Raw genomic sequence first — 20449 nt, forward strand, 5'->3', positions numbered from 1 at the left:
ACATTTATAAATAAAAACTTACATTTTATTTTCTAAAAAATATCTTACAACAATAAAATAATAATAATTTGAAGGAATCAATTTATTAATCATGCTCAATGCATTGAAAATTTGCATTAAATTAATTATCTAAGTTTTAATTGAGTTTTAACATAACTAAAACCAAAAAAACACCTCTATAACTGAACAATAATCAAAACTCTATCTATATTTGCACAAAAAATAAACTTAATGGAAAAAATATTCGACAACACCCAAGTTGCATTTTCGTTGAAAAGTGATACAGAACTCGATAGAGCTTATTTTCTTTTTAAAATGATTGACAGTCAGCCTTTAGTAAGGATAGGAACTGCTGTTACCAATTTTGCCATAAAAGCAAATCTTCCGGTAGAAGGATTAATCCGTGCAACTGTTTTTGACCATTTTTGTGGTGGTGTAAACGAAAACGATTGTATTACAGTGGTAGACAAAATGTTTACAAAAGGCGTTTCGTCTGTTTTAGATTATTCAGTTGAAGGAAAAGAAGAAGAAGAGCAATTTGATGCTGCTTTACAAATGACTTTAAAAACTATTGAATTTGCTAAAGAACGTTTGGCAATTCCGTTTGCAGTTTTTAAACCAACAGGTTTTGGTCGTTTTGAATTGTATGAAAAATTAGGAGAAAAACAAACGTTAACTCCTGCAGAACAAGCAGAATGGGATAGAGTAGTAGCTCGTTTTGATCATGTTTGCAGCGAGGCACATAAAAAAGATGTTGCTTTATTGATTGATGGTGAAGAAAGCTGGATGCAGGATGCTGCAGATGATTTGGTTACCGAAATGATGCGCAAATACAATAAAGAAAAAGCAATTGTTTTTAATACGTTACAAATGTACCGTTGGGATCGTTTGGATTATTTGAAAAAATTACATGAAGTTGCCAAAAACGAAGGATTTTTTATTGGAATGAAATTGGTTCGCGGCGCTTACATGGAAAAAGAAAACAAAAGAGCAGAAGAGAAAAATTATGTTTCGCCAATTTGTATTTCGAAAGAAGCAACAGATGTTAATTATGATGCTGCTGTGCATTATATGTTAGACCATTTAGAAACAATGTCAATTTTTGCAGGAACTCATAACGAATTAAGTTCTTATAAATTGATGGAAATGATGCAGGAAAAAGGTATTGCGAAAAACGATAACAGAATCTGGTTTGGACAATTGTACGGAATGAGTGATAATATCAGCTATAATTTGGCTGAAAACGGTTATAACGTAGCAAAATATCTTCCGTTTGGACCTGTAAAAGATGTTATGCCCTATTTAATTCGTCGTGCTGAAGAAAACACTTCAGTTGCTGGGCAAACAAGCCGCGAATTATCTATGATTAAAGCAGAACGTAATAGAAGAAAAGGAAAATAATCTTTCTGACTTTTAGATTTTAGATTTTAGATTTTAGATTTTAGATTTTAGATTTTAGATTTTACAAAAAAATCCATTTGTTTTGCAAATGGATTTTTTTTGTATTGGAATTTGGTCCCGAAGCTTCGGGATAAAAAATTGGAATTTCCAGTTTAAGAATTACTAAACTGAAGATTGCTTAAGTTTTTGTAGATTCCGTTTTCAAGATTTATTAATTCCTGGTGCGTTCCTTCTTCCGTAATTTTTCCGTTATCGAGAACTAAAATTTTATCAGCATTTCTAATGGTCGAAAGGCGATGCGCAATAATAATGCTTGTTCTTCCTTCCATTAAAACTTCTAAGGCTTCCTGAACCAGTTTTTCGCTTTCACTGTCTAATGATGATGTAGCTTCGTCCAAAATTAAAATACTTGGGTTTTTAAGCAGCGCACGTGCAATTGCAATACGCTGGCGTTGACCGCCTGATAATTTTACGCCTCGTTCTCCCACTAGGGTTTCGAATTTTTCCGGGAAACCTTCCACAAAATTTAAGGCATTGGCTTGTTTTGCCGCCAGCATGATTTCTTCATTTGTTGCATCCGGTTTTCCGTAAGCAATATTTTCTCTAATTGTTCCTCCAAATAAAATTACATCCTGCGGAACAATACTCATATTCCCTCTAAGATTCTCCAAATCATAATCGTAGATATTTTTTCCGTCTACAAGGATTTCTCCCGATGTAATATCGTAAAAGCGAAGCAAAAGAGAAGATATGGTGGATTTTCCGGCTCCACTTGGGCCAACAATTGCGATCTTTTGACCAAATTCGGCTTTAAAATTTACCTCTTTCAGCACCTGAACTTCCTTACGGGAAGGATAACTGAAAGCTACATTGTTGAAACTTACATTTCCCTGTATTTTTTCTAAAGAAGAATCTTTGGGACTTGCTTTAATATCTTCCGGAGTTTCTTCCAATAATTCAAAAACACGTTCTGTTGCTCCAACCGCTTTTTGAATTTGAGCATACATTTCGGCAATTCCTCCAAAAGAAGCTCCAATAAAAGTAGTATAGAGAACAAAAGAAATTAAATCTCCAACGCCTTCAACTTCGCCTTTGATGGTAAGGGTAATTCCGTACCAAACAACGGCTACAACGCATCCAAAAAGACAAAGAATAATAAACGAAGCAAAATAACCACGGTATTGACCGCCTTTAATTGCAATTTTTACTATTTCCTTAATCTTATTTTTATAACGCTGAATTTCGTACCATTCATTGGCAAAAGCTTTTACATTACTGATTCCTTGTAATGTTTCTTCAACAATTACCTGGCTTTCGGCTACTTTATCTTGTGTTTTTTTTCCGTATTTACGAATAAATCTTCCAAAAACTACTGCAGCAACAGCCACAATCGGCACAATAGCCAACATCATTAAGGTTAATTTTGGGCTAATATTTCCTAAAATCACAAAACCTCCAATAATTAAGATTAACTGACGCAAAAACTCGGCAATTGTAGTTGTAAAAGTGTCTTGCAACTGAGAAATATCAGCACTGATTCTGCTGTTAAGTTCTCCAACACGTTTTTGAGAATAAAAAGACATTGGAAGTTTTACCAGATTCTCATACAATGCAAAACGAATATTGGATAATGAGTTTTCAGTAAAATTTACAAAAAGAGAAATCCTAAAAAAAGAAAAAACAGCTTGCAGAACCAAAATTACCATAAGGCCAACAGCTATTTCATTAGCTCTCGCAAGATTTTTATTGGTAACACAATCTACCAGCATTCCCATTAATTTTGGAAAGGCGAGGGCAGTAGCGCTGGTTAATAATAAAAAAATCAAACCCAGAAAAAATTTCCATTTGTGATTTTTACCGTATTTAAAAATTTTAAGTGCTTTTTGAATTGAATTAGAGTCTAATTTAGCTTTAGGTAAATCATTTTCTTGAAATCTTGCCATTTGAATACAATTAAGGTATGCAAATGTATGACTCTGGCAAATGAATACAAAAGAATATTATCGATTCCGTTTAAGATTTTGTTTTTTAACTAAATAAATAATAAAAAGATAAATTTTCTTTACTTTTTAAAAAACTGAATAACAGATTGATAAATATTAATATGAAAAAATATTTCATTTTTTTTATAAATATGCTTGCAAATACAAATTCTAGCTGTATATTTGCACTCGCAATCACGAAATGATAGCAGCCTAGTAAAATAGGGCGATTAGCTCAGCTGGTTCAGAGCACCTCGTTTACACCGAGGGGGTCGGGGGTTCGAACCCCTCATCGCCCACACAAAGACAAACAACGCCATTGGAATCCAATGGCGTTGTTTTTTGTTAACAATACTTCACAATTTGCTTAGCTTAATTTTCCCCTATCTAAAAAAATAAATTTCAATTTGCTTGCCCAAAAAGCCAATCATATCGCTGTTTTTTGTAGTATTGTAAAACTTTACGCTTAATTCAGTAGCGTATATACATCCATCAACAGGTAGATATGTGCTGTAAAATAGCGGGTATTAATGCGTTGGGGTACTATGCGACCGACGACCAAAAACAGTTCAAGATTTTCAAATTAACTAAGATAAAAAAATGAAGAAAGCAAAACTCACATTATTGTCATTGATATCTTTAACGTTGTTACTCTTATCTTGTAATACAAAAGAGAAGAGCACAACGACACAGACGAATATTGACTCGTTAAATAAGAAAATTCAAACCTTCTCTGCCAATCAAAAACAGTTAGAAGTTAATAAAAAATTGGTTGCTAATTTATATCAGGAATTGTTTGGCAACAAAGATGTTACCGTAATTGACAAATATATTGGTGACACTTATATACAACATAACCCATCGGTAGCTGACGGTAAGGAGGCTTTAAGGCAAGCAGTTACTGTATGGTTCAAAGGAGCGCAAAAAGAAAAAATTGACATTCAGCATTTAAGTGCAGAAGGCGATTTAGTTTACATTCATACCAAATCAAAACAAGGCAAAACAACCACTTCTACTATTGACATCTTCAAAGTTGAAAACGGAAAAGTTGTAGAACATTGGGACGTAGTGCAAGAAGTACCAAAAAAATCTGCAAATGCTCATCCTATGTTTTAGGAACATACCAATCCAAAAGCACATCACCCAACATAGTATTTGTTAAAGCAAAGCTGAAAAACGTTACCAAATACTTTATTTTATATTTTCTAAAAACGTCAAAATTGGAACAAGGTGTTCGATTTCAATCCCTGACAGACCACCAAGAAACTCCTTAAGAAATTAAGGAGTTTTATTTTGCTATCTTTCCGTTGTGAGCATGGATTATAAATCCGCGCTATCGGTTATTGTAAATGCCCCTGCAAAGTTTATCCAATTCATTGAAATAAAATATTTATCTGTAAATTTGATTGAATTATTGACAAGCAAAGATCAAAACGAAAAAAATAGAAATTGACTGCACAGCCTATTATCGAAAATTTTAAAAATTATCTTCCGTTAAATAAAGAAGAAAGTTCATTATTAGACAAAAGGACGACGCAGCGACAAATCAAGCGCAGACAAATGATTTTGCAGGAAAATTTTGTTTGCAAACATTATACTTTTGTAGTTAAGGGCTGTTTTAAAATGTATAGCGTAGATGAAAAAGGCTCTGAACACAATATTAGTTTTGCGGTCGAAAATGAGTGGTTAGCAGATTTAGGAAGCTTTTACTCAGAAAAACCAAGCAAACTATTTATTGAAGCAGTTGAACCTTCTCTTATCCTGCAAATTGAAAAACAAGACTTACTTTACTTATTCGTTAATGTACCGAAATTTGATCGAAATTTCAGGGTTATTATTGAAGAAAAGTTCATTGAGCTTCAAAATCGTTTATTACAAAATATTAGCTCAAATGCAAATCAACGTTACTTAGATTTTTTAGAACAATATCCACAACTTGCATTACGACTGCCTAATACTCAAATAGCTTCTTATCTTGGTATTACACCTGAATTTCTTAGTAAAATTCGTAGTGAAACACATATTAAATAGTTCTTACTCTTAACTTATATTAAGACAATTTCTTAAGATTGTTTAATAGCTGACTGCAAATTGCCATTGTACATTTACTTATAAATTTTAAAAATGAAAAAATGACTAATCACAAAAATTTCTTTAAGCAATTTGTTGAATTTATTAATACTGCTGATGAAAATTTAGCACAACAGCTTATTAATCCCACAGCAAAATTTCATGTACCAGGTCAAGCAGAACCTCTTATTGGTCCGGTAGGGTATTTGGAAACTATCTTGATGATGCGCAAAGGATTTCCTGATATCCAATGGTATTTAGAAGAAATAATTTCCGAAAACGATAAATCTGCTATTCGTTTTACAATGACTGGTACGCATAAAGGAACTTTTTTTGGAGTCCCTCCAACAGGAAATAGTATTAAAATACAAGCTACTAATTTTTATCGTCTTACTGATAATCAAATTATAGAAGAATATGGGCAACCTGATTTATTAGCATTGTTGCAACAAATTGGAGCAGTACCTACAAATTAAAAAGTAACATTCTGATAAAATGACATAGGGATTAAGTGTTCGAATGCAATCCCATACACTCCACATAAAGACAAACAACGCCATTGGAAGACAGTGGCGTTGTTTATTTATATCTCTTGCAAACCTCACTAGATTATATTTTTGTTAGCTCAAAAAATATATAAATCCCAAATATTCTTTCTTAAAACTTTATGGTACATTGCAAACTGAATATAATAAGTATGATATGCATTATCTGGTATATACAAATTGTCAATTATGAAAAATATCCCTAAGATGAAAGTAAAATTAAACAGGAAATACATACTTAACATTTACTACACATTTTTGATTATTGTAACAATTTCTTGTAATAATCAAAGTCAATCAAATAAGGCTAAAAATAATACTCAACCAATTGAAAGTAAAATCAGTGATATAAGATTGAAATATACCTCGGGAGTCCGTTCAATTTTAGAAGATAGCAAAGGAAATATTTGGTTTGGCAGTTACAACGAAGGAGTATGTTTGCTTAACAATGGCAAGCTCCAATATTTCACGACAGAAAACGGATTAAGTCACAATCAGGTCAGGAATATTTATGAAGATAAAAATGGCATAATTTGGTTTGAATGTGGGAGAGGGCTAAGTACTTATGAGGGGAAAAAATTGAGTATCTACAAACAAAGAAATTACAATTCAAAAAACGAATGGCAATTAAACGATAGTGATCTTTGGTTTAAGGGAGATGAAATTGAGGGCTACAATAAACTTGAAAAGAATCCAGGGGTGTATCAATATGAAGGACGAAAGCTTTCCTATCGCTTGTTTCCTGTGACGCCTAAACCTGGAGATGGCTTTAAATATTACATTTCAACGCCTTTCGTGAAAGCTAAAAATGGAACAATTTGGTTTGGAATGTACGGTGCCGTAATTGGTTATAATTGCTCCAATTTTAAAATAATAGACAATCAATATCTGGGACTAAACGGACAAACTGGTTCTTTGCATATACGTAGTATAATGGAAGACAGTAAAGGGAATCTTTGGATTGCTAATAATGGGATTGGCGTTCTTAAGTATGATGGAAAAGAAACAATCAATTTTACAGCACAACAAAAATTAAAGAAGGAAGACACCAAAGGCAATTCTCTTGAGAGAGTTTTCTCCATTGGAGAGGATATTTCAGGAAATATTTGGTTTGGGACTGTAGGATCTGGTGTATGGAAATATAATGGCACTTCTGTGAAAAATTTTGCCAAAGATGACGGACTTGACAGTAAACATATTTGGACTATATACAGAAGTAAACAAGGAGAATTGTGGTTTGGAGGAGCAAGTCCAAGTGGTGTATATGTATTCAATGGTATTTCTTTTGAAAGAAAGTTTTAGATCAATTACAAACTCAATTTTACCAAATATTTCATTTTATATTACAATTCAAAGGCATATATCTTCTAAAATGCTATAATATTTTTTTTACTACATTTGACAGAGATATTATTTATTTGGCAAATTTATTGCTGAGAAAGAAATCAAATCATAAACGCCAAATTTTAAAATGAAAAAAACACTAATAACTCTTTTATTTGTATTTAGTCTTATAAATATATTTGGGCAAACGCCAACCATCTCAGCACCTGAAAAACCTAATGATGTGGTTACTAATAAAGTCATAAATCCGATTACAAAAGTTCCATTAGACGAAACATCAATCCTAATTTATGATTACGACGGCTCTCTTATATCATTTGATTTAGAAGCCGAACGTATCAACTGGACTGTAAAAGCAACAGATGCTTATACTGAAATGTGCGCTAATAAAATAACACTGCAAGATGGAGTTGTTTATATTCCGTTTATTAATGGTGAGATTTTTGCAGTGGATAATCAAAGCGGTGATGTTTTTTGGAAAACAAGAATAGGTACTATTACAGATCAAATTGTACTAAAAAATCAAATTCCAACAATAAATAATGGAAAGCTTTATATAACGGCTCAAAATAATAACATTTATGCTCTTAATATAAAAAATGGCAGTTTAATCTGGAATTACAAGTTAGATTCTCCTAATAATGATATTCCGGTTCTCTTTTTTGACAATAAAATTTTTACGCAAAGCGGAACTAGTTTCTACAGTTTTGATGCAAATACAGGAAAACTTCTTAATCAAAAAACCTTTCAGGAAGCTATTTACGGAAAACCTGTAACAGACGGTGAAAATATATTTATCGCAAACGAAAAAAATACCCTTTTTGCCTTAAGTCCTGATAAACTTGATATTTTATGGGAATTTAAATTGGATGAAAACCAACACAGTGTCAAAGAACGTATAGTTTGCAAAGACAAAAAAATATATTTGGCAGCACAAGGCGAGGAGGTTTCTTCTATATATGCTGTTGATTCAAAAACAGGAACGCAGTTATGGAAAACTGATTTTAAAGGTGACAATGTTGAGTACATTACTGAGGAAAGTGATAATCTTTGGGGATATACCCGCAAGAAAAAACTTTTTCAGATAGATTTATCAAACGGGGAAATTGCATCCGAAGCAAAATTAACAACCAATCCTATTTCAAACTTTGAATTTCCTGTTGATGATTCCCTGTTTTATTATTCGGATGCAGCTTTAATTCAATTTGACTTAAAAACAAAGGACGAAAACGAAGTTTATCTGCGAACTACTATTAAAGATGACCCTTATAGTGCCTATCTAAAAATAATTCGATAACATACAAATAAGCTGTCCATTAGACGGCTTATTTTTTTATATTTTGGTTGTTTTCACAGACTTAAGAAACTGTGAATTACAAATTTAGGACAGTATTATTCATCCATATACTCATAACCGGATCCTGTCAAGTATCCTTTTTTGCCATTAGGCAATTCAAATCGCGCATATACACCCACAAAATTACCTAATTCCTTGTATTTTGGAGTGTTATTTATTTCGTAATAGGAATATAAATTGTCTTTCTTGATTTTAGTAATAAGATTAACAATTTTTATTTCACTGTATATTGCTTCTGTTTTTTGAAAAATTCCATAAAGATTATTTTTCTTGAATATAACAGAATTCGCATTCTCATTTTTAATATTTAAAAGTCTATTTGTTTCCGGATAATTCTCGTAAGAAAATACTTTTTCATAATTTATAAAGAAACAATCATCTGCATCATTTTTTGATATTTGACCTATTATGTCCACTGTATCTTCTTGGTTAACCATAGCATTATCAGTCTTTAATATAATTTCAAAGTGATTTAAAGTTTCTTTTACAGAGACTTGATAATTAGGAACTGTGCCACAAGTAAAATCAATATATTTAATTTCATTAACATCTGATTTTAACTCTATAGTGCCTTTATTTATAGAAAAGTAAATTAATTCATTATTTGAGTTAATCGCCTGATATCCGCCACCTAAGTTTCGCATGCCTCTTAAATCTTGCAATAAAACTTGTCCATTACTATCTTTTAAAATATATTTTCCTGTTTTTATATATTCGCTAATAGTAACATCATTTTCTTTTCTTTCCATTACATGTTTTCTTTGTGAGTAAAGAAGATTACTGCAATTAAAAAGAAAAGTTATTACTATTATATAGGTTAGTTTCAACTGGAGTATCTTCTTGTTTTTCTGGTATTTTCTCAATTGGCAAAAGTTTTATATTTAAAATATTTCAGTTAAAGGACTGTCTAAATTGTAAAGGAGATTGGTTTGTTTTTATCTTGAAAAGTTTGCTGAATGATTGTGGATGTTCAAAACCTAGTTTGTAGGCAATCTCTGTTACAGACAATGAAGTTGAGCTAAGTAAATCTTTAGATTGCTCGATTAACTTATTTTGAATGTATTGTTGCGTGTTTTGACCTGTGAGCGAGCGCAGCATGTCGCTTAAATAACGAGGCGATAAATTGAGATGATTACTAACAAATTGTACAGATGGCAAACCTTTTTCTAAACTGCTTTCTTTTATAAAATATTCCTGCAAAAGATTATCCAAAGCATTTACAATTTCGTGATTCACTGTTTTTCGGGTAATGAATTGCCGATTGTAAAAACGATTACTGTAATTTAATAATAATTCTATTTGAGAAACCAGAACATCCTGACTGAATTGATCAATACTATTCTCTAATTCGTCTGCTATTGTATTGAATAAATTTCGAATGATTTTCTTTTCTTTTGCAGATAAAAATAATCCTTCTGAAACTGCATACGAAAAAAAACCATATTGATTTATAGCCGTGCCTAAAGGGTAATTTCTAATAAAATCGGGGTGAAAGTATAATGAATATCCTTCGTAGCTTTCTAAATTTTCTGAAGAAACTACAATTTGGTTTGGTTTTAAAAATGCTAAACCTCCTTCTTCAAAATCATAATATCCGTGTCCGTACTTTATTTGTCCTTTAAAATTGGTTTTGAATGAAATTTTATAAAAATCCAGACAAATCTTTTGATTTTTTTCAAACGAACTCAACACTACATCATCATAATTGACCAGAGCAACAAGAGGGTGCATTGGTCCCGGCAGTTGAAGATAAGACAGCAACTGAGAGATACTTTTAAAAGTTTGTATGTTTGAATTATCTTGTTTCATCTTAAAAAATAAATTTACAATAATACTTTAATATACACTAGCGAAAGCTAATTTTGTACCGAAGGACGAATAACAATATCTCCAATTTCAACATCCAAAGGCTGTTCAATAGCGTATAAAACAGCATTTGCAATTGCATCCGGACTAATTGCCATTTTTTTCATGTTTTCTTTTACTACAGATTTCATTGTGTCGTTTTTAATGTTATCTACAAATTCTGTATTCACCACTCCGGGAGAAATTCCTGTAATGCGTATTTCTCCATTCGACTCTTGTCTAAATGCTTCTGCAATAGTGCGTATTGCATTTTTAGTTCCTGCATAAACACCTTGCATTGGTACAATTTTTATTCCCGAAGTGGAGATTATATTGATAATATGTCCGGATTTTTGCTGTTTAAAAAACGGAACAGCAGCGGCAATTCCATATAAAACACCTTTAATATTTACATCAATCATTTCATCCCAGCCTTCAATATCCAAATCATCAATTCGGCTAAGTTCGCTAATACCGGCATTATTTATTATTACATCCAATTTGCCATAGGCAGTGATTGCGGTTTGAACCAGATTAATTAAATCTTGTTTTTTCTTAACATCAGTTACAGCATATTCTACTTTTCCATTTGCCTTTTTTATTTGATTTGCTAATGCCGAAAGCTTTTCATTTCTTCGGGCGCCCAATACAACATTGGCACCATTTTCTGCAAGTTTCAATGCAATCGCTTTACCAATTCCACTGCTTGCTCCGGTAATAACGACAACTTTACCGCTCAATTTTTTTTCTGCACTATTCATTTTTTTTCTTTTTATAATGAAGTACAAAATTCGGTTGCCGTTTTTTGTCTTATGTAGTTAGATTGGAGAATCTTGTAGTTGAATTGGTAAGAAACAAAAAAACTCCACTATTTCTAATGGAGTTTTTCGCAAAATGTATTTTTAAATATTTTAAACTTTTCGTTTGACAAACTTTTCATTTAAATATTTCCTTACGGGAATATCATAAATTGTCATTACCAAATAAGCAAATCCAACCAACAAAATAAGTCCGGAAATAACAATTAGTGTAAGTTGTGTATGATCAGGTTTATAATTTGTGTAATAATTGCCAAACATCCATAAAGCGGCGTAATGCGTCATGTACAAAGGGTAGGAGATATTCCCTGAAAACACACAAATCTTTTTAAATTTAGGAGATAATGTTGCTCCTGCACCTAAAGCTATGAGTAAAGGAAAATAAAACAGGACAACTAAAGGCTCAGATAACCAGTTCCAGCTTGAAAATGGCATTATAAAAGCCAGCAATAATAATATTGACAATCCCGTAAATCCAAGTTTATTTTTGATGATCCAATTAGAACGATAAATAAGTAATCCAGCTAAAAAAGAATAAGATATCCTGGCACAGCCGTCCCAAAAAGTAGGGCCGCTCCAGCCGCCTAACAAATTACCGGAGCTATAACTTACATAACAAATAGCAATAGCAGCTATTATTGTTAGCAACAGCAAATAATTACGGCTTATTCGATAAAGCACAAACGCGTAAACAATATTAGCAATATATTCCCAAAATAATGACCATGCAGGAGCATTAAAACTAAAAAGATTAAAACCACGATCGGCTATTATCGGTAATGGAATCATGAATAATGAGCAAATAAATGTCAAAATAATTTTTCCGTTGCTGTACAATTCAGGATGACCTCCAAAAGGATCAAACAAAAAAGCCAGCAATCCTAAAATTGATCCTGCTACAACCAATGGATGCAGTCTGATGATTCTTGAAATAAAGAACTTACGAAGTCCCATTTTTGCTATACGATCGTCATAAGCATATCCAATTACAAAACCGGAAAGACAAAAGAAAAAATCCACAGCCAGAAAACCATGTCCGATAAAGTTTTTACTGGGATCAGTGTAAATCCATTCCATAAAATGAAATAGTACAACAGCAAAAGCGGCAATACCTCTTAATCCGTCAAGAATTTCAAAATGTTGTTTTGTTGGCAGAATTGCTGCGGAGGTATTATTGGAATTCATTCTTTTATATATCCTTTCAGATTAAGTGAAATAAGGCGATAGTGCCAGATTTGAAGCAGTCGCAAATTATATAAATTAATAATCATATCAAAATTCGAATAGATAATTCAATTAAATGTATGATTTCCAATTCTAAAAAAAAAGTCATTAAAAAGCTGGTTTAAAGAATAAAAAAAGCTCCATTATTTCTAATGGAGCTTCAATTTTTGTAATTCAAGGTTCCCAAAGCTCTATTTTGTTGCCTTCAGCGTCCATAATATGAACAAATTTTCCGTAATCATAACTTGCAATATCATCCAAAACAGTGACACCATTTTGCTTAAGTTTAGCTACAAGACCTTCAATATTCTGAACACGGTAATTAATCATAAATTCTTTTTTTGATGGAGAAAAATATGCATCATCTTTTTTGAAAGGACTCCACTGGAGAGAATCTATCACGTCAGGATTATTAAAGTTTCTGGACTCAAAGGTCGAACCCCAATCATTAACGTCAAGTCCTAAATTTTGCGCATACCATTCTCTGGTTTCTTTTGGGTTTTCTGTAAAAAAGAAAATACCTCCAATTCCGGTTACTTTTGGTGTCGTGTCTGTTTGATTATTTTTATCTTCCATATTTATCTGATTTTATATTCAATTGAAAATGTAAAACTTATAAAACATAAAATTAATTCGCAGACATCAGCCCACAAAAAAACTCCATTAAAAATAATGAAGTTTTTCTTATTTAAAACAATAGAGCTATTTTTTACCACGGACTCATTTCTGAACTATCCTCAATATCATTGCTGAAAAATTTCCCTGTTGGCGCATTTTCATCTGTCAAAGTGTGTTTGATGATAAAAGTTGCTGCACTTTCTACAGTTCCGGGACCAGAATGATGGTTAAAATCTGTCGCCGTATAACCTGGGTCAATTGCATTAACTTTAAACGGCAAATCCTTTAGTTCGTAAGCCAATGTAATGGTGTAAGCGTTTAAAGCGGCTTTTGAAGTAATATAACTCGTGGCTTTAAAATTGTAATATTTCCAATTAGGATCGCTATGTAAAGTCAATGATCCAAGCCCCGAAGTGATATTGCTGATTCTTGGACTTTCTGATTTTTTCAGCAATTCTAAAAATGCCTGCGTAACACTTATTACTCCAAAAAAGTTGGTATCAAACACATTCTGAATATCATTTATAGAAGTATCTAAAGCACTTTGAGGAAACTCGCCGCTAATTCCTGCATTGTTTATTAAAATGTCCAGTTTTCCTTTCTCGTTTTCAACTATTTTTTGAGCAGCTAAAATCGATTCCGGTTTTGTAACATCAATTTCGATGGCTTTGATGTTTTCAAATCCGTTTTGATTTAATTCGGCTACAACTGCTTTCCCTTTTGCCAGGTCGCGGGATCCTAAATAAACAAATAATCCTTTTTTTGAAAGTTGTTTGGTCATTTCTAATCCGATGCTTCTATTGGCTCCTGTAATTAATGCTGTTTTCATTTTTCTTATTTTAAAATTAATAAGGCAAATTTCAATCGTTTAAAAATAGAATCATTTGCCAAATGGCAAAAAGCAAATTTAACGTATGTTTTTTCTAATTCGGCTTAACGAAGATTGTGTAATTCCAAGATACGAAGCAACATACGAAAGCGGAACACGATTTACGATATTAGGATAAATTTCTAAAAACATTAAATAACGCGTTGTAGCATCTTCAGATATTAGCGGGCTTCGTCTTTCTACTTTTTGTCGTAATGCTTTCGAAATAAGTTTGTGTACAATCGCATCCCAGCCCACAATAGTATCCGAAAGTTCTCTCCAGTCCTTTCTTGAAAAGACAAGAATTTTGCAATCATTTACGGCCTGAACGTAGGCAGATGAAGGGGTTTCGGTTTCAAAACTTTCTAAATCGACTACAAGATTATTCTCGTCAATGAAATATTTGGTAATTTCTTCGCCTTTGTTATTGTAATAGCAAACCCGAACAATTCCATCTAAAACAAAACCAACCTGATTGGAAATCTTTCCGGCTTCAGAAAAATAGTCGTCTTTTTGAAGTTCTAAGGTTGTGATTTTCTTTAAAATTAAATCAATCTGCTGTTGATTTAATGTGCCAAACTGCAATATATAATCTATAAATTCTTTCATACTGCAAGATAATCAAAGTTATTTTTTCTGAATTTGTCATTTGGTAAAAAAAATAGGTTTTTTAATCCTGCAAGGTTTTCAAAACCTTATAGGTATAATTTTAGAACTGCAAAATAATATGATCGAAATTCAAATACCTACAAGGTTTTGAAAACCTTGCAGGAAATCGGAATAAATAATCGTTAAAAAAAAAATCTAAAAATTTCTTAAAGTGATTTGAATGCATTTTTTCTTATCGTAAATTAGTGATTACTATAATTTTAACACACAAATCATGAAAAATAAAATCATATTGGCCGTATCATTATTTGGCTTTATAATATCGGCAAACGCCCAAAAGAAAATAGAAGTTTCTGAACTGCCACAACCGGCACAAGAGTTTCTAAAAAAGCATTTTAACAATACAACTGTTGATATCGCTAAAAAAGATGCTGAACACGGCGAAAAAGGCTACGAAGTAAAACTAAAAGACGGAACAGAGGTAGAGTTCTGGAAAGATGGTTCATATCGTGAAGTTGATGGAGACGATAAACCAATTCCAACCGATTTTATTCCGCAAGCTGTAAAAGATTATGTGGCAAAAAATCATCCAAACGAAAAAATTACGCACATAGATTATGGTCACAAAGATCTGGATGTCGATTTAACCAATAAAATTGATTTGGAATTTACGAAAGAAGGTAAAATTCTAAAGGATAAAAAAGATTAGATCATTATAAAAACGGCTTCATGTTTAATGAAGCCGTTTTGTTTTTTAAACTCTCAAAGAGCCACGAAATCCTCTGGCTGCATAATACGATTCTGCACCATTATGATACACAAAAACAGTATCATAACGAAAATCTGAAAATAAAGCCCCGCCCAATTTTCTAATGTTTGAAGGCGTAACAATCCAGCTTGATGTTTTAGTATCAAACTTTCCAAGTTTTTGCAGTTCGCGATATTGTTCTTCGGTCAAAAGTTCTATTCCCATATTTTCGGCCATATTTAATGCGCTGTCGTTGGGCTTGTTTTCCTTTCTTTTTTCGAGAGCTTCATGATCGTAACAAAGGCTTCTGCGGCCTTTGGGACTTTCTGCTGAACAATCATAAAAAATGTATTCGTCTGTTTTTTTATCATACCCCACAACATCCGGTTCTCCTTCAGTTCTTTCCATTTCGTCAAGTGACCACAATTTTTCAGGATTTGCTTCTAATTTTAATTGAATTTTATCCCAAACCAAATCTTGATGGCGGTTCATATTATCTTCAAAACGTTTTTTAAGCAGTTTAAGTAATTCTTCAGTTGCTGTCTCTGATAGTTTGTTTTTCATGATGTTATATTTTATTTATTAAGCATTTCTGCTAAATATTTTTCCAGTTTTTCTAAATTTTGTTTTTGCCCTTCATCAGCTTTATGCGCTTTTACGATAATGTCATGCATTTCTTCAGAATCAAACAAAAGCGACCAGTCTAGTAAGGTTTCCTTGCTTTTAGATTTAAATAAAACGGTTGTGATAAAATGCGGATTGAAATGTTCAAAAACAATTTTCTTAAACGGAATGATTTCTTTAAAAATACTTCTGTTTGGATAATTAGTACCGTCCGGGCCATGCATAGTTAAATTCCATTCGCCATTTTCTTCAAAATCCATTTTATGAATCGTATTGGTAAAACCATTTGGTCCCCACCAATTTGTTATATGTTCAGGATTTGTCCAGACTTCCCAAACTATATCTGCCGGAGCATTAAATATTTTTGTACTTCGGAGTTCTTTATTTTCTGCATGATTCGTTTTTTCCATTTTACTTTTCCTTAAAAGTTATGATAAATAGGCGAGTGGACGATTTTTACTTTTGTCTGCTCACCATTTCGTTTATCCAAATAGGTGCAAAAGGCGAAGTACAACCTTTAGAAACAGGATAATCTTTATAAATACCTAATTTTTCACCAATACTAAGCGCACGTTCCCGATATTGCGGATGGTTGATTCCGATATTTGCCAAAGTATTGTTCATCGTCCATTGTACTTCGGGAGCCGCTTTTGGCATTTCAGATTCTATGCGGTCGAGAAGGGCAGGCAAGTCCAGAACATCAGGATTTCTAACCACAGCTCCACTCGTAAGACTCCATCCTGCGCGGGCCTGCATGATATCTTTAGTCTGCATCCATTCGACTCTTAACGCTTCATTATCCGGATATGGTTTTATAACATTCGTATAGAGCCAATCGGCAACATGTGCGAATTTTTCAGATTTTACCAGTCTGTTTATCTCTTCTTTTGCTATTTTTTTTGGATCAATAAGCAAAGTTGCCAAAAATCGGGCATCAACATTTTCAGTATCCCAAAGTTCGAGAGCAAGTTCATGATTGGTTTTTATTTTTTTTGCCAATGCGCGAATATCACCCATTTTAACACCAAACTGATTATCGCCGGCACCAAACTTTTTATTATGAGCAATCATTTTTTCGTTGCTCAGCATTTTAAGCTGCTCAAGTATTTCCTGAATTTTCATATTCTTTTTTTGATTAAAAGTAAGAAATATTAATCATTTAATCCTTTTCCTTCAAAAATTGCAGGTATGTATTTTTCTACTCTTGATTCTCTGGTTTTTGCTTGTTTAGGCTGTGAAAAATGAAGTAAATAAGCTCTTTGTCTGCCGGGAGTTAAAGCTTCAAAAGCTTTTTTTAAGTCTGGGTTTTCATCTAATTTCTGCTGAAATTCGTCAGAAACCGGAAATTCTGCTGTCTTTTTCAAATTCACTTTCAAACCTGCTTTTTCAATTTCAACAGCTTCAAAAATGTAAGTTTTAAGAACTGATTTTAAATCTATTATTTCCTGCAGATTTGTAAATCTGATTTGGCGTGCTGCCTGAACGTTTGCAGATTGCTGAATTAAAATATCGTCTGTATCTTTCAACAACGCTCCTTTAAAAAACAAAAGCGCACAATATTCTTTAAAGGAATGAATTAAAACAATATTGCTTTTTTGATGCATATAACAGGGAACGCCCCATTTTAATTCTTCTGCAAGACCGCATTCAAGAACAATTTCTCTTAATTGTTCTTGTTCTTTTTGCCATTTTTTTTCCTGATCAAAATAAAAATCAACTTTAGGATTCATTTTAACTGTTTTAAATTAAGCCGAAATAACTTTTCTGTCTGCAGGTCTGAAATACCAGGATATTATTGTCAAAACAATTAATAATGTTGGTCCAAAAAGTGCAATAGCATCATCGCCTACAGATAAATGAGAAAAAATAGCACCCGACATTGCAAAAAAGAAACCTGCATAAGTCCATTCTTTCAATAACGGAAATTTAGGAATTAGAATTGCAATAATACCCAAAATTTTCCACACACCAAGAAGCGTCAAAAAATAAAGCGGATAACCCAAATGTGTCATCATATCAACTTCTTCTTTTAATTTTATTATTTGTACAATTCCTGTTGATGTCATTCCCAGAGCAAGCCAAATTGTTGTAATCCAATAGATAATTTTATTTCTTTTTGTCATAATATTTTATTTTAATCGGTTAAGTTTACTGTTTTAAACATCAAAATTTACAAATGTGAATGGAGGTTTTAAATTAACTTAAAAAATAATTTAAAACTTTAAATGTCAAATAATTACCCTTTATTTTAATTTGTTCACCACTTCCTGCAAACGGTTATGTGCCATATTTAATCCTTGTGCAAATGGTAATTTCAACATTTGATTTCTCAATTCTATACTTTTGTAAACAATTTGCATAGTAAGTTTACTAGTTTGTTCTGTAATTTTTTCGAATTCTAAAAATTCAAGCTGAACTGCAAAAGGAGAGTTTTCCATTTCAAAAGTTCTAATAATTCTTTCGTTTACACTAAACTCATGAATGGTTCCATTTGCTTTAAAAACCACATTTCCGTTGGGATCAGAAGTTTCAAACTGATAACCGCCATGTTTTTTATTTTCCAGTTTAATTACTTTTGTTCCCATCCATTGTGCCACAATTTCCGGTTCTTCATAAGCTTTAAAAAGTAATTCCAAAGACAAATCAAATTCTCTGGTAATTATTAATTCCTGTTTGTCATCTTCTGCTGCAATTTTTGTTTTTTGTTCCATACTATGCTACTTTTTAGGTTGGTAGTTTTTCATGATAGCTTCGAGTTTATTAAATCGGTCGTCCCACATTTTGCGGAATGGTTCAATAAATTGGTCTATTTCTTTCATTTTTTCAGGATTTAAATGATAATAAATTTCCCGGCCTGTTTGCGTCTGGCTTAACAATTCGCATTCACTTAATATCTGAATGTGTTTTGAAATCGTTTGTCTTGACGATTCAAAGTTCTCGGCAATAGCGCCCGGCGTCATTGCTTGTATGGCGACCAGACTTAATATTGCCCTACGTGTGGGATCGGCAATTGCCTGAAATACATCTCTTCGGATTTCCATTGTGCAGTTATTTGACTGCAAATATAATGCAGTTATTTGACTGCGCAAAATATTTTACTTAAAATGTTTAAAAAAATCTTTAAACTCGTTTGTTTAACTACATGAAAACTATAAGTTTAAATAAATCAATAGACCTCATTTATTCTAATACTGGCTTTTACCAATGCCAGGCCTTTAATAGCAGTAATGTTGAAATCCTTTGGCTGATGATGCTTATTTTCTGAAGAAAGGGTAATGAATTCATCTCCTTTTTCAGATTTATGAATCCATTTTAGCATTATAAATTCATCCTGATCATCATTTATTAAAGAAACAAGATACATTTCGCCCCAATAAATGTTTTCGATTGTGGCTGCAATTTTTTTATACAAAATTATATCGCCCGATTTTAGAAGGGGATACATACTGTCGCTGCTGGCATAAATTGCGCCATCGCATTTTGGCAGGTTCGGAATTGTTATATGCCCAAGTGGTGTTTCTTTATTAGTGTCTTTAAATAATGCTTCGGCAGATGATAACGTTTTTATATCATAAAGCGGAACGAGCTGTTTATTGTATTCTGCAGGCTCTTCACTTACAAAATTTATATCAGAATTTGTTTCATAAGGTATGTTTTTGAGCATAGTTTCTTGCCCTGAAAGTAGCCAAACAGGGTTAATATCTCGACAATTGTCTATTATTTTATTGAGAACATCTTCACCCAAGGTGCCGTTTCGTTTTAATTGCGTCCCTAAATAACCATTAGAGAGTCCGCAATCTTTTTCAAATCTAGTTGGTTTAATACCTTTATATTCAAGGTATTGATAAAATCTTTCAATGGCTTTCATAAAAATATAGGAAATAGTTTACTTTTTTATTTGCTTTAATAAACAATTGTCTATATATTTGTTCTTACAACGGGAACAAACAAAGCAATGGACAAAGAAACGAAAAAGAAAAATACTTACAATAAAGAAATCCTTAATCGTATCAAAGAAAAATATGGTATATCAAAAAGATTTATCACAATGAGTCTTTCAGGCGACCGAAAAAGTGAAATGACTGATAAAATTAGAAAAGATTATAAAAAAATGGAAATTGCTATTACAGAGCTTTTAAAAACAATGTAATTCTATTATAAGCCAAAACTATAAATCGCAGTAAAATGATTGTTGAAATAAAAGAAATAGAACATCAGGAAAAATACGAGATTAACGAAAAACTAGTCTATAAAGATCAATTCGGTAATTGGCAATGTCAATGCGAACTTTCAAGAACAGAAAAAGAAGCTTTTAAAAAGTTTGCAAAATCATGGGGAAACTCTGATAAGGAAGGCTTTAATGGTGAAGCTCATAAGATCCATTAATTTTTAGTTG

The 20449-nt window shown here is 32.3% G+C and carries 25 protein-coding genes and 1 tRNA gene; 10 read left to right on the plus strand and 16 right to left on the minus strand.

The annotated features are described in order from the left end of the window. The first annotated feature begins 231 nt into the window (after positions 1-231). Positions 232-1401: a proline dehydrogenase family protein gene (locus tag RT99_RS22380; RefSeq protein ID WP_042566952.1), complete on the plus strand. Its 1170-nt coding sequence runs from the start codon at positions 232-234 to the stop codon at positions 1399-1401. Positions 1402-1553: 152 nt separating this feature from the next. Here the strand turns inward: RT99_RS22380 and RT99_RS22385 are convergent, their stop codons facing one another. After that, positions 1554-3344 (minus strand): ABC transporter ATP-binding protein, encoded by a 1791-nt coding sequence (locus RT99_RS22385; RefSeq protein WP_042566953.1) that lies wholly within the window; start codon positions 3342-3344, stop codon positions 1554-1556. A 263-nt stretch (positions 3345-3607) separates the two neighbouring features. Here RT99_RS22385 and RT99_RS22390 point away from each other — a divergent pair. The 6 genes from RT99_RS22390 to RT99_RS22415 all read left to right on the plus strand — a co-directional run bounded on the left by RT99_RS22390 (position 3608) and on the right by RT99_RS22415 (position 8639). Beyond that, a tRNA-Val gene (locus RT99_RS22390) sits at positions 3608-3682 on the plus strand. A 301-nt stretch (positions 3683-3983) separates the two neighbouring features. Beyond that, the gene (locus RT99_RS22395) at positions 3984-4499 is read left to right on the plus strand and encodes an ester cyclase (protein ID WP_042566954.1); all 516 of its coding nucleotides are present in this window, start codon (positions 3984-3986) and stop codon (positions 4497-4499) included. A gap of 333 nt (positions 4500-4832) precedes the next feature. Then, complete coding sequence (locus RT99_RS22400) at positions 4833-5414, plus strand: Crp/Fnr family transcriptional regulator (RefSeq protein WP_042566955.1); 582 nt, start codon at positions 4833-4835, stop codon at positions 5412-5414. Positions 5415-5515: 101 nt separating this feature from the next. Next, on the plus strand, positions 5516-5929 hold the full coding sequence (locus RT99_RS22405) for an ester cyclase (protein ID WP_042566956.1): 414 nt from the start codon (positions 5516-5518) through the stop codon (positions 5927-5929). Positions 5930-6187: 258 nt separating this feature from the next. Then, positions 6188-7300 carry a two-component regulator propeller domain-containing protein gene (locus RT99_RS22410; RefSeq protein WP_052483769.1) on the plus strand — a complete coding sequence of 371 codons (1113 nt, stop codon included), beginning with the start codon at positions 6188-6190 and terminating at the stop codon, positions 7298-7300. Positions 7301-7469: 169 nt separating this feature from the next. Next, entirely contained in the window at positions 7470-8639 is a 1170-nt protein-coding gene (locus tag RT99_RS22415; protein WP_042566957.1) for a PQQ-binding-like beta-propeller repeat protein, read from the plus strand. A 95-nt stretch (positions 8640-8734) separates the two neighbouring features. Here RT99_RS22415 and RT99_RS22420 read toward each other — a convergent pair whose 3' ends face one another. The 7 genes from RT99_RS22420 to RT99_RS22450 all read right to left on the minus strand — a co-directional run bounded on the left by RT99_RS22420 (position 8735) and on the right by RT99_RS22450 (position 14681). Continuing rightward, positions 8735-9448 (minus strand): hypothetical protein, encoded by a 714-nt coding sequence (locus RT99_RS22420; protein ID WP_042566958.1) that lies wholly within the window; start codon positions 9446-9448, stop codon positions 8735-8737. Between the two features lie 142 nt (positions 9449-9590). After that, positions 9591-10508, minus strand: coding sequence for an AraC family transcriptional regulator (locus tag RT99_RS22425; RefSeq protein ID WP_042566959.1), 918 nt, complete (start codon positions 10506-10508; stop codon positions 9591-9593). 47 nt (positions 10509-10555) lie between these two features. Next, positions 10556-11305 (minus strand): SDR family oxidoreductase, encoded by a 750-nt coding sequence (locus tag RT99_RS22430; RefSeq protein WP_042566960.1) that lies wholly within the window; start codon positions 11303-11305, stop codon positions 10556-10558. A 150-nt stretch (positions 11306-11455) separates the two neighbouring features. Then, the gene (locus RT99_RS22435) at positions 11456-12547 is read right to left on the minus strand and encodes an acyltransferase (protein WP_042566961.1); all 1092 of its coding nucleotides are present in this window, start codon (positions 12545-12547) and stop codon (positions 11456-11458) included. A gap of 213 nt (positions 12548-12760) precedes the next feature. After that, positions 12761-13162 (minus strand): VOC family protein, encoded by a 402-nt coding sequence (locus tag RT99_RS22440; protein ID WP_042566962.1) that lies wholly within the window; start codon positions 13160-13162, stop codon positions 12761-12763. 133 nt (positions 13163-13295) lie between these two features. After that, entirely contained in the window at positions 13296-14033 is a 738-nt protein-coding gene (locus RT99_RS22445) for an SDR family NAD(P)-dependent oxidoreductase (protein ID WP_042566963.1), read from the minus strand. A gap of 78 nt (positions 14034-14111) precedes the next feature. Further along, positions 14112-14681: a Crp/Fnr family transcriptional regulator gene (locus RT99_RS22450; protein ID WP_042566964.1), complete on the minus strand. Its 570-nt coding sequence runs from the start codon at positions 14679-14681 to the stop codon at positions 14112-14114. 274 nt (positions 14682-14955) lie between these two features. Here RT99_RS22450 and RT99_RS22455 point away from each other — a divergent pair, with 274 nt between their 5' ends. Further along, entirely contained in the window at positions 14956-15390 is a 435-nt protein-coding gene (locus RT99_RS22455; protein ID WP_042566965.1) for a PepSY-like domain-containing protein, read from the plus strand. A 45-nt stretch (positions 15391-15435) separates the two neighbouring features. Here RT99_RS22455 and RT99_RS22460 read toward each other — a convergent pair whose 3' ends face one another. From RT99_RS22460 to RT99_RS22495, 8 genes are all read right to left on the minus strand, one after another. Continuing rightward, positions 15436-15993 (minus strand): DUF4256 domain-containing protein, encoded by a 558-nt coding sequence (locus tag RT99_RS22460; RefSeq protein WP_042566966.1) that lies wholly within the window; start codon positions 15991-15993, stop codon positions 15436-15438. 11 nt (positions 15994-16004) lie between these two features. Beyond that, positions 16005-16463, minus strand: a complete 459-nt coding sequence (locus RT99_RS22465; RefSeq protein WP_042566967.1) for an SRPBCC domain-containing protein — start codon at positions 16461-16463, stop codon at positions 16005-16007. Between the two features lie 46 nt (positions 16464-16509). Then, positions 16510-17175 (minus strand): DNA alkylation repair protein, encoded by a 666-nt coding sequence (locus RT99_RS22470; RefSeq protein WP_042566968.1) that lies wholly within the window; start codon positions 17173-17175, stop codon positions 16510-16512. A gap of 29 nt (positions 17176-17204) precedes the next feature. Next, positions 17205-17783: a YdeI family protein gene (locus RT99_RS22475; protein ID WP_042566969.1), complete on the minus strand. Its 579-nt coding sequence runs from the start codon at positions 17781-17783 to the stop codon at positions 17205-17207. Between the two features lie 15 nt (positions 17784-17798). Continuing rightward, positions 17799-18176, minus strand: a complete 378-nt coding sequence (locus tag RT99_RS22480; protein ID WP_042566970.1) for a DoxX family protein — start codon at positions 18174-18176, stop codon at positions 17799-17801. A gap of 120 nt (positions 18177-18296) precedes the next feature. Continuing rightward, entirely contained in the window at positions 18297-18764 is a 468-nt protein-coding gene (locus RT99_RS22485; RefSeq protein ID WP_042566971.1) for an SRPBCC domain-containing protein, read from the minus strand. 6 nt (positions 18765-18770) lie between these two features. Further along, positions 18771-19094: a helix-turn-helix transcriptional regulator gene (locus RT99_RS22490; protein WP_042566972.1), complete on the minus strand. Its 324-nt coding sequence runs from the start codon at positions 19092-19094 to the stop codon at positions 18771-18773. A gap of 125 nt (positions 19095-19219) precedes the next feature. Further along, on the minus strand, positions 19220-19921 hold the full coding sequence (locus tag RT99_RS22495) for a S24 family peptidase (RefSeq protein ID WP_042566973.1): 702 nt from the start codon (positions 19919-19921) through the stop codon (positions 19220-19222). An 87-nt stretch (positions 19922-20008) separates the two neighbouring features. Between RT99_RS22495 and RT99_RS22500 the strand changes: the two genes are divergently transcribed. Then, positions 20009-20203 carry a hypothetical protein gene (locus tag RT99_RS22500; RefSeq protein ID WP_042566974.1) on the plus strand — a complete coding sequence of 65 codons (195 nt, stop codon included), beginning with the start codon at positions 20009-20011 and terminating at the stop codon, positions 20201-20203. A gap of 35 nt (positions 20204-20238) precedes the next feature. Continuing rightward, a complete protein-coding gene (locus RT99_RS22505; RefSeq protein WP_042566975.1) occupies positions 20239-20439 on the plus strand; it encodes a hypothetical protein in 201 nt (66 codons plus the stop codon). Positions 20440-20449 lie beyond the last annotated feature (10 nt).

Origin of the sequence: Flavobacterium sp. MEB061 (genome assembly GCF_000834715.1) — a bacterium.
GTDB classification, from domain to species: domain Bacteria; phylum Bacteroidota; class Bacteroidia; order Flavobacteriales; family Flavobacteriaceae; genus Flavobacterium; species Flavobacterium pectinovorum.

What these genes read in the sequence shown, in the direction of transcription:
- RT99_RS22490 (WP_042566972.1), bottom strand. Translation starts at nt 19,094, where the DNA reads ATGGAAATCCGAAGAGATGTATTTCAGGCAATTGCCGATCCCACACGT.
- RT99_RS22460 (WP_042566966.1), bottom strand. Translation starts at nt 15,993, where the DNA reads ATGAAAAACAAACTATCAGAGACAGCAACTGAAGAATTACTTAAACTG.
- RT99_RS22485 (WP_042566971.1), bottom strand. Translation starts at nt 18,764, where the DNA reads ATGGAACAAAAAACAAAAATTGCAGCAGAAGATGACAAACAGGAATTA.
- RT99_RS22470 (WP_042566968.1), bottom strand. Translation starts at nt 17,175, where the DNA reads ATGAAAATTCAGGAAATACTTGAGCAGCTTAAAATGCTGAGCAACGAA.
- RT99_RS22380 (WP_042566952.1), top strand. Translation starts at nt 232, where the DNA reads ATGGAAAAAATATTCGACAACACCCAAGTTGCATTTTCGTTGAAAAGT.
- RT99_RS22445 (WP_042566963.1), bottom strand. Translation starts at nt 14,033, where the DNA reads ATGAAAACAGCATTAATTACAGGAGCCAATAGAAGCATCGGATTAGAA.
- RT99_RS22420 (WP_042566958.1), bottom strand. Translation starts at nt 9,448, where the DNA reads ATGGAAAGAAAAGAAAATGATGTTACTATTAGCGAATATATAAAAACA.
- RT99_RS22440 (WP_042566962.1), bottom strand. Translation starts at nt 13,162, where the DNA reads ATGGAAGATAAAAATAATCAAACAGACACGACACCAAAAGTAACCGGA.
- RT99_RS22385 (WP_042566953.1), bottom strand. Translation starts at nt 3,344, where the DNA reads ATGGCAAGATTTCAAGAAAATGATTTACCTAAAGCTAAATTAGACTCT.
- RT99_RS22435 (WP_042566961.1), bottom strand. Translation starts at nt 12,547, where the DNA reads ATGAATTCCAATAATACCTCCGCAGCAATTCTGCCAACAAAACAACAT.
- RT99_RS22450 (WP_042566964.1), bottom strand. Translation starts at nt 14,681, where the DNA reads ATGAAAGAATTTATAGATTATATATTGCAGTTTGGCACATTAAATCAA.
- RT99_RS22410 (WP_052483769.1), top strand. Translation starts at nt 6,188, where the DNA reads ATGAAAAATATCCCTAAGATGAAAGTAAAATTAAACAGGAAATACATA.
- RT99_RS22500 (WP_042566974.1), top strand. Translation starts at nt 20,009, where the DNA reads ATGGACAAAGAAACGAAAAAGAAAAATACTTACAATAAAGAAATCCTT.
- RT99_RS22395 (WP_042566954.1), top strand. Translation starts at nt 3,984, where the DNA reads ATGAAGAAAGCAAAACTCACATTATTGTCATTGATATCTTTAACGTTG.
- RT99_RS22495 (WP_042566973.1), bottom strand. Translation starts at nt 19,921, where the DNA reads ATGAAAGCCATTGAAAGATTTTATCAATACCTTGAATATAAAGGTATT.
- RT99_RS22415 (WP_042566957.1), top strand. Translation starts at nt 7,470, where the DNA reads ATGAAAAAAACACTAATAACTCTTTTATTTGTATTTAGTCTTATAAAT.
- RT99_RS22430 (WP_042566960.1), bottom strand. Translation starts at nt 11,305, where the DNA reads ATGAATAGTGCAGAAAAAAAATTGAGCGGTAAAGTTGTCGTTATTACC.
- RT99_RS22475 (WP_042566969.1), bottom strand. Translation starts at nt 17,783, where the DNA reads ATGAATCCTAAAGTTGATTTTTATTTTGATCAGGAAAAAAAATGGCAA.
- RT99_RS22425 (WP_042566959.1), bottom strand. Translation starts at nt 10,508, where the DNA reads ATGAAACAAGATAATTCAAACATACAAACTTTTAAAAGTATCTCTCAG.
- RT99_RS22405 (WP_042566956.1), top strand. Translation starts at nt 5,516, where the DNA reads ATGACTAATCACAAAAATTTCTTTAAGCAATTTGTTGAATTTATTAAT.
- RT99_RS22455 (WP_042566965.1), top strand. Translation starts at nt 14,956, where the DNA reads ATGAAAAATAAAATCATATTGGCCGTATCATTATTTGGCTTTATAATA.
- RT99_RS22505 (WP_042566975.1), top strand. Translation starts at nt 20,239, where the DNA reads ATGATTGTTGAAATAAAAGAAATAGAACATCAGGAAAAATACGAGATT.
- RT99_RS22465 (WP_042566967.1), bottom strand. Translation starts at nt 16,463, where the DNA reads ATGGAAAAAACGAATCATGCAGAAAATAAAGAACTCCGAAGTACAAAA.
- RT99_RS22480 (WP_042566970.1), bottom strand. Translation starts at nt 18,176, where the DNA reads ATGACAAAAAGAAATAAAATTATCTATTGGATTACAACAATTTGGCTT.